Origin of the sequence: Terasakiella pusilla DSM 6293 (assembly GCF_000688235.1) — a bacterium.
Lineage (GTDB): Bacteria > Pseudomonadota > Alphaproteobacteria > Rhodospirillales > Terasakiellaceae > Terasakiella > Terasakiella pusilla.
In genome coordinates this window covers 1-1,562 of record NZ_JHYO01000079.1, presented here as the reverse complement: position 1 = coordinate 1,562, position 1,562 = coordinate 1, and the positions used below count along the sequence as shown (strand labels likewise).

Genomic DNA, 1,562 nt, shown 5'->3' with positions numbered 1-1,562 from the left:
TTGAGACGGTGGACTTTGAAGAAATACGGGTCCGTAACGCTGATCGACGTGACACGTTTACCTTTGAAGAATGGCGTTTAATTTACGATTATTTGGAGAATGATTGGATTGATCGAAACAACGACAATGATGCCAACATTCTCAAGAAAATCATCAGAGATTTTTGCATTATCAAAGTAAATACCTTCATGCGATTTGGGGAACTGCGGCAACTCAAATGGGAGAATATTCGGACATTCACACAAGATGAATACCCGGATGAAATCTTCGTTGAAATCAACATCCCTAGTGAAATCGCCAAAAATAGAAAATCCAGAACAGTCATGGCACGCGGAGGCCAGCACTTCACAAGATTGAAACAGGCTTCGAATTTCACCGGTAATAAAGACTTCATTTTCACGGATCGTCGCACGGGTAAAATTATTTCGAAGAAAAAGTTCTACACGCTTTGGGATGAAATCCTGAACGGTGCAGGAATATCCCGTGAAGGCCGGAAGTTGTCATTTTATTCGCTACGGCACTTCGGCATCACCGCCAGACTATATGCTGGCGTATCCATGGAAGACCTGTCGCGACTGGCGGGGACTTCATATGCATTCATCGAAAACCACTATTCCCATGTGGACGGTAAACGCCTGATGAAGCAGATCATGAAGGACTTTACATTGGACAAAGACGGGTTCGTTCATCGGTAATAATTTGCAGAATTGGAAAGTGCAAATACCCCTTGCAATATAACTTTTTCTATTTATTGTGCCAAAGGCAGAACAAACTGAAAGATTGCATTGAAAATGAGAATTCTTGGTATTCGTGTTGAACCTAAAAAAACAACCTTCGTCATCTTAGAAATAGATGGCGATTCGTGTTCAATCATGAACTGTGAACAAATCAAAGTTCCCGCTGCTCTAGATTTCCCTGAAAAACTCAAATATATCAGAAATTGCGTTTTAGATATATTACGAGAATATGACGCCGAATGTGCTGGGATTAGAATTGCTGAAAGCTCTTCACAAAACCTTGATGTCACCCGCCTTCACATTGAAGGTGTCATTCAAGAAGCATTTTCAAGCAGCACTGTAAAAAAATATTTCACTGGCCGAAAGGGGTCCATTGCTGCCCGGTTGGGTATGGATAGTAAAAAACTTGAGAAAATATTCAAGGGCGAGGAGACCTTCTCAGAAATAGAGAAGTTTGAGGTTTTATCAAATCGAAATTCTAGAGAAGCAGCATTGGTTGCAATGGGAGCATTTAAATCATGATGCCATACCAAAAAGCACAGGTGTCATTTAAGAAAATTAAAGAAATCGGTCAAGAAGGCCAAAATTCTAAAGTGTATCTAGCACATGATGAATATTTAGATGCTGAATTAGTAATAAAAGAGGTTGATAAAAGCCCTTCTTTTTCAGCAAGTCAATATTTTGAAGAAGCACGTGTTTTATACAAAAGCACTCATCCAAATGTTGTTCAAATTAGGCCGTAAACTCATAAAATTCCTTCCTGTATCAGCTTGAATATGATTCAACCTTCCAAAAGATTTGGAGGGAATTATGAGCCGCCGCCGT

General features: G+C 39.9%; 3 protein-coding genes. All 3 read left to right on the top strand.

Features of this window, described 5'->3' with window-relative positions; translation table 11 throughout:
- Window positions 1-695, top strand: a 695-nt coding sequence (locus Q397_RS0120205; protein WP_028880920.1) for a site-specific integrase, incomplete at its 5' end; no start/stop codon positions are given.
- Between the two features lie 96 nt (window positions 696-791).
- Window positions 792-1,259 (top strand): RuvC family protein, encoded by a 468-nt coding sequence (locus tag Q397_RS0120200; RefSeq protein WP_028880919.1) that lies wholly within the window; start codon window positions 792-794, stop codon window positions 1,257-1,259.
- Complete coding sequence (locus tag Q397_RS0120195) at window positions 1,256-1,480, top strand: protein kinase family protein (protein ID WP_028880918.1); 225 nt, start codon at window positions 1,256-1,258, stop codon at window positions 1,478-1,480. Before Q397_RS0120200 ends, Q397_RS0120195 begins: the two co-directional genes overlap by 4 nt.
- The last annotated feature ends 82 nt before the right edge of the window (window positions 1,481-1,562 follow it).